An 8,825-nucleotide genomic window follows, 5' to 3' on the forward strand; every position below is an offset into this window, starting at 1 on the left:
AAATCGAATGAATGAACCAAAATTTATTCATCTTCATGTACATAGTGATTATTCAATTGTTGATGGATTATCTAAACCTGAAGATTTAGTTAAAAAATCAGTATTTTTAGATATGCCTGCTCTTGCAATAACAGATTATTGCAATTTATATGGTGTAATTAAGTTTTATAATACAGCTCATAAATTAGGTGTAAAACCTATCATTGGAGCAACAGTTAAATTTTTTTCTAATTTAGCTAATAATGAATTGACAACGTTAACTTTATTAGCTGCTACTCAAGAAGGTTATAAAAATTTAATTTTATTAATTTCTCGTGCATATCAAAAAGGATATATTAATAGTTATAATATAACCATACAAAAAAAATGGTTATTAGAGCTAAACAAAGGATTAATATTACTTTCTGGTGGATGTAAAGGTGAAATTGGTAAAGTTTTACTTCGTGGTAATTCATCTTCAATATTTTCCTGTTTGTCTTTTTATCAAAAATATTTTCCAGAATCTTATTATTTAGAAATATTGCGTACTAATAGAGAAAACGAAGAAAAATATTTGCATTTAGCAATAGACTTATCTTTATCAAAAGGTATTCCAGTTGTAGCAACTAATGATGTATGTTTTTTAAATAAAGAAGATTTTAAGGTTCATAAAATTAGAATTGCGATTAATGAAGGTCAAATACTAAAAAATTCAAAAATTCAAGATGATTACAGCGATCAACAATTTTTAAAAAGCACATCAGAAATGTATGATCTCTTTTCTGATATTCCAGAATCTCTTGAAAATAGTGTAGAAATAGCAAAACGGTGTAATGTATTTATAAATTCTGGTAAATATTTTTTACCTCAGTTTTTTACAGGAACAATAAGCGTTAAAAAATACTTAATTATGAAATCATATCAAGGGATTAAACGACGTTTGAGTACATCTTATCCTGATTTAAAAAAATATCAATATATTTATGATAAATACAAATGTCGTTTGGATATGGAACTAAATGTAATTAATAAAATGGGATTTCCAGGATATTTTTTAATTGTTATGGAATTTATAAAATGGGCAAAAAATAACAATATACCAGTAGGTCCGGGACGAGGTTCTGGTGCTGGTTCTCTTGTTGCATATGCATTAAATATTACAGAAGTAGATCCGTTATGTTTTAATCTTTTATTCGAGCGGTTTTTGAATCCAGAACGTATATCATTACCAGATTTTGACATCGATTTTTGTATGGAAAAACGGGATCAAGTTATTGATCATGTTGCAGATATATATGGTAGAGAATCAGTAGCTCAAATTATTACTTTTGGAACAATGACAGCAAAAGCTGTTGTTAGAGATGTTGGTAGAGTATTAGGATATCCATATGGTTTTATAAATAATTTATCTAAATTAATCCCTTTAGATCCTGGAATAACTTTAAAAGAAGCTTTTTCAAAAGAATCTGAATTATCTAATCTTTATAAAAATAATGAAGAAATTAAAACTCTAATTAATATTGCTAAAAAATTAGAAGGAGTTAATAGAAATCTTGGAAAACATGCAGGAGGCGTAGTTATTTCACCTACTAAAATTATTGATTTTTGTCCTTTATATTGTGATGAGAAGGGAAATAATCCTGTAACTCAATTTGATAAAAATGATATAGAGTATGTAGGATTGGTTAAATTTGATTTTCTTGGTTTACGTACTTTAACAATTATTAATTGCGCAGTAAATATGATAAATGCAAAACTAAAATTTTACAATAAAAAATTAATTAACATTAATTCTATTGTTCTGAATGATGATGAATGTTTTAATATGTTAAAAAAATCTCAAACTACAGCTATATTTCAATTAGAATCTTATGGCATGAAAGATTTAATTAAAAGACTTCAACCTGATTGTTTTGAAGACATAATTGCTTTAGTAGCTCTTTTTAGACCTGGACCATTACAATCTGGAATGGTAGATAATTTCATCAACCGTAAACATGGACGTGAAAAAATTGCATATCCTGATCATAAATGGCAACATATATTATTAAAACCAATATTAGAATCAACATATGGCATTATTTTATATCAAGAACAAGTCATGCAAATAGCACAAACTTTAGCAGGTTATACCTTAGGTAGTGCAGATATTTTAAGACGAGCTATGAGTAAAAAAAACATTAAAGATATGTCAAAGCAACGTGCTATATTTGAATATGGAGCTTTAAAAAATGGTATTAATAAAACATTAGCAGTAAAAATATTTGATTTGTTAGAAAAATTTGCAGGATATGGATTTAATAAATCCCATTCAGTAGCTTATGCTTTACTTTCTTATCAAACTTTATGGTTAAAAGTACATTATCCTGCGGAGTTTATGGCTTCTACAATGACTTCTGATATAGATAATACAGAAAAAATTATTATTTTAGTAAATGAATGTTTTCATATGGGAATTAAAATTGTACCTCCTAATATTAATTTAAGTAGATATGAGTTTTATGTAAATAAATCTAATCATATAGTTTATGGTATTGGCGCTATTAAAGGAATAGGCGAAAATTCAGCTCGTGATATCGTTATAGAACGAGAGAAAAACGGTAATTTTAATGATTTATTTGATCTTTGTATACGTTTTGATTCTAATAAAATTACTCGTCGAATATTAGAAAAATTAATAATGTCTGGAGCTTGTGATTGTTTTGATAAAAATAGACATTATTTGCTTAGTTTAATTGATGATGCTTTAAATGCTTCAAAAGAAGCTTTTAAAGTTAGACATTTTAAACAAGATAGTCTTTTTGGTTTATTTCAAGATGAACTAAATCAAGTAAAAGAGAATAATTTAATTCGTTTTTCTAATGTAAAGACAAATGTATTAGATGATGAATACCAAGTATTAGGATTGTATCTTACAGGACATCCTATTGATAAATATAGAGAAGAATTAAAAAACTATTTTCCAAATAATATAACATTATCGCAATTAGATAAAATTAAAAAAAATAAAAAAATTTTAATTATGGGAATAATCGTTTCTATTAAAATCAAAAAAACTAAAAATAACAATAAAATAGCGATCTTAATGTTAGATGATGGTACCAGTCGTTTAGAAGTATTAGTATTTACAAGTTTATTAGATTTACATAGATCTTTTTTAACAATAAAAACACTTTTGTTTGTAAAAGGAATAGTCAATCTTAATTTCATTAGTAAAAACATTAAAATGACGGCTTATGAATTAATGAATTTACAAATAGTAAGGAAAAAATATTTACATAAGTTAATGATTATATTAAATGAAAAAAAAATAGATGTAAATTTCATCAAAGATTTATTTCAATTTTTAGAAAAACAGCCTATAGGAAATGTTTCAGTTTTTATTTGTTCTTGCGAAAAAAAACTTTTTTTAAATTCAAAAATATCTAAAAAATGGTTAGTTGAAATTAACAATGAATGTTTAAATAAGTTGCAAAAATTATCAAAATTAAAAAAAATAAAATTAAAATATAATTAAAAATAAAAATATGAAAATATAATTTTTTTAATTTATAACTCGCGAAAATACAATCTTACTAAATACTGCGAGTTATTTATTTTTTATTTTTGAATTTTTTCTAGTATAAATGTTATGATATTGTTTATGTTAATTAACATAGTATTTTTATTTTTTCTTTCTATATATTCAACATTATTATTATTAATTAAATTTTGGCTAATTATAATTTGATGGGGTATCCCAATTAAATCCATTTGATTTAACATTATACCTGTTCGTTCGTTTCGATCATCTATCATAACATCTACATTATTTTTTTTAAAATTTTCATATAAAAATTCTGATATATTTTTTACATCATGATATTTTTGTATATTAATAGGTAATAGGACCACTTCAAAGGGAGCGAGAGAAGTAGGCCAAATAATACCTTTTTCATCATGATTTTGTTCTATTACTGCAGCTATTACTCTACTAATTCCTATACCATAACATCCCATATGTATATTTTCTTGATTACCATTTTTTAATTTAACACAAGCTTTCATTAATTCAGAATATTTTTTACCAATTTGAAATATATGTCCAATTTCAATGCTTTTCTTAGTTGTGAAAGATTTTTTTTCGTTGGAACTGAAATCATTTTGTGTTACTTTTCTGATATCTTGAATTATTGGAATAGGTAAATCTATATTCCAATTTACATTAATAAAAAAACGATTATTAATATTTGCTCCTATAGTAAAATTTTTCATTTTATAAGTAGAAATATCTGCAATAATTGGAACTTTTAATCCTATAGGTCCAAGAAATTTTTTACTTACTCCTAAAAACGAAATAGTTTCGTTTTCGTTAAGGAATACTAAAGGTTTTTGAAGAATTTCAATCTTTTCTACTTTGAATAAGTTTAATTCATGATCTCCACGTATTAATAACGCAGCTATTGAATGAGTATTATTTTTTTTAGTACGTACTAAAATAGTTTTAATCTGATTAGTTATTGGTATATTTGTATTAGAAACAATGGTAGTTTTTTTAGTTTTTTTCTCTTTTATAATAGTTTTTATTATGTTTTTATTTTTTGAAAAATCAAGTTTTTCTATCGATTGAGTAGTGTTTATATGTGATGAATATAACATATTTTCTGAAACAACAACTTGATCTTCTCCATTTTGAGAAAAAGCTTGAAATTCATGGGAAATATTGCCTCCCATAAAACCTGAATCAGCTTTTACCACACAAAAGTTTAATTTCATTTTATTAAATATATTTATATAACTTTCATAAAATGTATTATAAGTTTTTTTTAAACAATTTTCATCAGTGTGAAAAGAATAAGCATCTTTCATAAGAAATTCACGTGCTCTAATAACTCCAAAACGAGGTCGTATTTCATCTCTAAATTTTGTTTGTATTTGATATACTATTAATGGCAGTGCTTTATAGGAATGAATTTCTCCTTTTATAAAATTAGTAGCTACTTCCTCATTAGTAGGACCTAAGATAAACGAGTTTTTATGACGATCATAGAATTTTAATAGTTCTTTACCATAAATATTTAAACGTCCACTTTTTTTCCAAAAATATTCTGGTTGGATTATGGGCATACAAATTTCTAATGCTTGTATTTTTTGCATTTCTTTTTCAATAATTTTTTTTACTTTTTTTACAACTCTTATACCAGTTGGGAGCCAAATATATAAACCTGAAGATATTTTTCTAATCATTCCACTTCTTATCATTAATTGATGACTGATAATTTCTGTATCATATGGTTTTTCTTTTAAAGTTGATAATAAATATTGACTTGCTCGCATTTTTTAATATCTCAAAAAATAAAGTGTTTTTATTAATGAATATAATCATATTATATTATAATATAATGTTTAAAACCTTTTTTTAAAATATGAAAGAATATTTTTAAATCTAAAATTTTTAATTTTTTCAAAAAATTAAATCAAATTGATTAAATCAAACTATAAGATTATATCTTATAAAGATATATTAACATTTATTAAAATCTTTAAAAATTGACTCGATTGTTTATGATAGAGATATTTAATAAGTTTTTTTATGAATGAGATAATGGTTAAAGATATTTAAAATGAATTATAATGAAAATGAAGAAAAAACAGAAAATCCTACGGAACATCGTATTAAAAAATTTCGAAAAAAAGGAACAACAAGATATTCTAGGGAATTAAATTCTATACTAATTTTATTAGTAGGATTTCTAAATTTATGGTGCTATAAAGATTTTATCTTATCAAGTTTTATAAAAATAATGTCTAACAGTTTTTCTTTTAATACAAATATTATTATAAATAATGATAATATTTTTTTGCAAACATTTAAATCTTTAAAAGAAATATTATCTATTTTTTTACCGTTTTTAATAACTTTATTATGTATAGTAGTTATACCGCAAATCTTATTAAGCGGTATTAACTTGAATTTTAAATCATTAAAATTTAGTTTAAAAAGATTACATCCATTTGATGGTTTAAAAAGAATATTTTCTTTTCGAATAATAATAGAGTTTTTCAAAATAGTATTGAAATTACTTGTAATTATAAGTATATCTTTTTGGTATTTATATTATTTTCTTTCTGAAATACTATCATTAGTATATGAACGTTTTACATCTTCTTTATTTCATGGCTGTTATATCATTGCTAAATGTTGTATCTTAGTTGTACTAGGATTGGTTCCTATTGTTATTTTTGATATAATTGTTCAGCAAATGAAATATTATAAAAAATTAAAAATGACTCATCAAGAAATAAAAGATGAATTTAGAGAAAGAGAGGGAAATCCAAATATTAAAATCCGAATTCGTCAAGAGATGAAAGCTACTATACGTAGAAGAATAATATCAGATGTACCTAAAGCTGATGTGATTATTAATAATCCTATACATTATTCAATTGCACTTCAATATGATGAAAAAAAAATGAATGCCCCTAAGGTGATTGCAAAAGGTATAGGTGAAATGGCGGTTAAAATTCAAAAATTAGCTCTCAAGCATGATATTGCTATGATTTCTGCTCCATCTTTAGCTCGTTCATTATACCGTTATTCTGAAATAGGACAATATATTCCTGGTCCTCTTTATAAGGCTGTTGCAGAAGTTTTAGCATGGGTATGGAAGGTAAGAAAATGGAAAAAAGAAGGCGGTGTTTTTCCTGATAAACCTATAAATATAATAGTTCCATCAGAATTAACTTTTAGAGGAGAACATAAAAATAATGATTAATTTTTCTTCTTTTTTAAGTATTATGAAAAAGTTAAGAATATCCCAATGGCAAATACTTGCTGGACCTATATTGATTTTAATGATTCTCGCGATGATGATTTTGCCGTTAGCACCTTTTGTTCTAGATATTTTATTTACTTTTAACATTGCTTTATCAATAATAATTTTACTTGTGTCAATGTTTACTCGTCATACATTAGAGTTTACTGCATTTCCTACTATTTTGCTATTTTCTACATTATTACGTTTAGCGTTAAATGTAGCTTCTACTCGTATTGTGTTCTTAAATGGGCATACTGGAACCAGTGCTGCAGGAAAAGTAATTGAATCTTTTGGTTATTTTCTAGTTGGTGGAAATTTTGCTATTGGAATAGTTGTATTTATAATTTTAGTTATTATTAATTTTATAGTTATTACTAAAGGTGCTAGTCGTATTGCGGAAGTAGGTGCTCGATTTATATTAGATGCAATGCCAGGAAAACAAATGGCAATTGATGCTGATTTAAATGCTGGATTAATTGGCGAAGAAAAAGCGAAAAAACGTCGTATAAAAATAACACAAGAGGCTGATTTTTATGGTTCTATGGATGGTGCTAGTAAGTTTGTTCGAGGTGATGCTATTGCTGGAATTTTAATCATGGTTTTAAATATATTTGGAGGTTTAATTATTGGTTTAGTACAACATCATATGCCATTAAGTACAGCTATAGAAGTTTATACTCTATTAACTATTGGAGATGGATTAGTTGCTCAAATTCCAGCTTTAGTGATTTCTACTGCTTCTGGTGTAATTGTAACACGTGTTAGTACTAATCAAAATGTTGGAGAACAGATGATTGGTCAGTTATTTTATAACCCTCAAGTTATTTTATTAAGTGCAGGAGTGTTAGGTGTATTAGGACTAGTTCCAGGAATGCCAAATATCATTTTTTTAGTATTTACATTTTTGCTATTCATTCTTTCTTGGTGGTTATATGAAATAAAACATGCACAAGACAGTAATATTTCAAACAGTAAAAAAGAATATAAGTTAATACAAGAATCCATTTCAGAAGCTTCTTGGAATGATGTACAATTAGAAGATCCTATCAGAATAGAACTAGGACAAAATTTAACATCAATGATTGATGTTAATAAACAATCAGATTTAGTAGATAAGATTCGTATGGTTCGAAAAAAAATTGCTCAAGAAATTGGATTTTTGCCTCCATTAGTACATATTAAAAATAATATAAATTTATTAAAAAATACTTATTGTATGCTAATAAAAGGTGTAGAAGTAGGAAGAGGAGAATGTTTTCCAGATCTTTTTATGGCTATAAAAACAGGACGAGAAGTAGAATCGTTACCATTTAAAAAAGTATATGAACCTACTTTTGGTTTATCTGGTTATTGGATTAATAAACACTTTAAAAAAGAAGCTCAAAAAAAAGGTTATTCTGTTGTAGAACCTAGTACTATAATTTCTACACATGTAAATTTTTTAATTTCTAATTATATTGATGAATTGTTTGGTCGTCAAGAAGCTCAACAATTATTAGAATATGTTTCTATCAATATGCCAAAATTAACTGAAGGGTTGATTCCAAATATAATTAATTTAACAATTTTACATAAAGTTTTAAAAAACTTACTATCAGAAAATATTCCTATTCGTGATATGAGGACTATTTTAGAAACATTATCAGAACATGCAGAACATCAAAAAGATGTAAATGAATTAACTAGTATTGTTCGTGTTTCACTAAAAAAAATTATTGTACAAAAATTATTTAATGATAAAGATACTATTGAAGTAATTGGATTAGAATCTAATTTAGAAAAATTACTATTAAATAGCATGAAAGAAGGTTCTAATGCTATTGAGCCTAATTTATCTCAAACTTTATTGATAAAAACAAAAGAAGCTATTGAAAAACAATTATCAATAGGTTCTCCTCTTGTATTATTAGTAAGTCATCCTCTTCGGTTTTTTCTATCTCAATTTTTACGAGCAAATTTTCCAGAATTGACTGTTTTGTCTTATTTTGAAATTACACATACTAAAACAATTAAAATGAGTAGTATTATTGGAAATTGAAAAAATAAATT

At 25.1% G+C, this 8,825-nt stretch carries 4 protein-coding genes; 3 read left to right on the forward strand and 1 reads right to left on the reverse strand.

Features of this window, described 5'->3' with window-relative positions; translation table 11 throughout:
• Positions 1-7: 7 nt before the first annotated feature.
• Positions 8-3,496, forward strand: coding sequence for a DNA polymerase III subunit alpha (gene dnaE, locus D9V70_RS01225; RefSeq protein WP_158355951.1), 3,489 nt, complete (start codon positions 8-10; stop codon positions 3,494-3,496).
• A gap of 83 nt (positions 3,497-3,579) precedes the next feature.
• Here dnaE and D9V70_RS01230 read toward each other — a convergent pair whose 3' ends face one another.
• Positions 3,580-5,295 (reverse strand): proline--tRNA ligase, encoded by a 1,716-nt coding sequence (locus tag D9V70_RS01230; RefSeq protein WP_158355952.1) that lies wholly within the window; start codon positions 5,293-5,295, stop codon positions 3,580-3,582.
• A 287-nt stretch (positions 5,296-5,582) separates the two neighbouring features.
• On the opposite strand from D9V70_RS01230, the gene flhB reads away from it, so the two are divergent.
• Entirely contained in the window at positions 5,583-6,734 is a 1,152-nt protein-coding gene (gene flhB / locus D9V70_RS01235; protein WP_158355953.1) for a flagellar biosynthesis protein FlhB, read from the forward strand.
• Complete coding sequence (gene flhA / locus D9V70_RS01240) at positions 6,727-8,814, forward strand: flagellar biosynthesis protein FlhA (RefSeq protein ID WP_158355954.1); 2,088 nt, start codon at positions 6,727-6,729, stop codon at positions 8,812-8,814. The genes flhB and flhA overlap by 8 nt, the downstream gene beginning before the upstream one ends.
• The last annotated feature ends 11 nt before the right edge of the window (positions 8,815-8,825 follow it).

It is taken from the genome of Buchnera aphidicola (Lipaphis pseudobrassicae), from assembly GCF_005081185.1.
Taxonomy (GTDB): domain Bacteria; phylum Pseudomonadota; class Gammaproteobacteria; order Enterobacterales; family Enterobacteriaceae; genus Buchnera; species Buchnera aphidicola_AD.